The 1,274-nt window shown below is 75.5% G+C and carries 1 protein-coding gene; it reads left to right on the top strand.

All coding sequences use genetic code 11. The features are described 5' to 3' along the window. Nucleotides 1-41: 41 nt before the first annotated feature. Nucleotides 42-1,274, top strand: a 1,233-nt coding sequence (locus AB0J52_RS41195; protein WP_500188696.1) for a serine hydrolase domain-containing protein, incomplete at its 3' end; no start/stop codon positions are given.

The raw sequence follows: 1,274 nt of genomic DNA, 5'->3' as shown, positions 1-1,274 counted from the left end.
CCGCGCTCGCGCTCACCCCGCCGCTGCCTTGGACCGCTCCCATGCCCGCCGCGCCCGGCAGCCCGCTGAGCCCGCCACCGCCGGACGGCGACGAGCCGCCCGCGAAGGACGACCTCCAGCCCGCCAACGCCGGCCGCGAGACCCCCACGGTGGGGCAGGCGTCCACGTCCTCGCTGGACAACGCCAAGCTCCAGGCCACCCTCGACGCCACCCACGAGGCCGGGATGTACGGCCTGTACTCGGTGGTCCGGGACGGCGGCACGACGTGGGAGGGCGCGTCCGGCGTCGCCGACACCGCGACCGGGCGGGCCGTCCGCCCCGGCATGCCGCAGCGCGTGGGCGGCATCACCGAGTCGTTCGTCGCGACGGCCGTCCTGCAGCAGGTCGACCAGGGGCGCGTCCGCCTGGACGACCCGGTCGGCGGCTACCTCCCGGACGTGGTCCCCGGCCCGCGCGGACGGCAGGTCACCGTCCGGATGCTGCTCGACCACACCAGCGGCATCGGCGACTACCTGCCCGCCGCGTTCCCCTCGCTGGCCGACCCGTCCGCGGCGAGCGTCGACGCCAACCGGTACCGCAGGCTGAGCCCGCGGCAACTGGCCGCCTGGGGGCTGGCGGCCGAGCCGACCGGCGAGCCGGGGCAGAACTGGTCCGCCTCGGGCACCGACTACGTGATCCTCGGCCTGCTGCTGGAGAAGCTGACCGGGCGGACCGCCGCCGACTACATCACGGCGTCGGTGATCCGCCGGGCCGGGCTGGAGCACACCTACTTCCCGGGGAGCGGCCCGGTCCTGCGCGGCCCGCACTCGAAGATGTACGAGTCGCTGCACGGCGCGCTCGACCCGGCCCGCGACTACAGCGAGTACGACATGAGCTGGGCGTCCACGGCCGGGTCGCTGGTCTCCACCGCCGAGGATCTGGACCGCTTCTACCGCGAGCTGCTCACCGGCAGGCTGACCAGCGGGAACGCCCTCGCGGAGATGCGGCGGACCGTCCCGGTGCGGGACGCGGGCGGCCGGACCGTCCTCGACTACGGCCTCGGCGTCTACGCCCTGACCCTGCCCTGCGGCCGCTTCTGGGGCCATGACGGATCGGTCTGGGGCGCGGCCACCCAGTCGCTGACCAGCCAGGACGGGACCCGCCAGCTCACGGTCGCGCTGAACCGCACGGGCTTCCAGCGGCTCGACGGCCAGGGCGTCCCGATCGCCGGCCCGATCGACACCGCGCTCGGCGCGCACGTCGTCCAGGCGCTGTGCGGCCCCACCGAGACCGAC

It is taken from the genome of Spirillospora sp. NPDC049652, assembly GCF_040675125.1.
In the GTDB taxonomy this organism is placed as follows: Bacteria; Actinomycetota; Actinomycetes; order Streptosporangiales; family Streptosporangiaceae; genus Spirillospora.
Note: the sequence above shows the minus strand (reverse complement) of the source record. Positions and strands in the feature narration are given on the sequence as shown.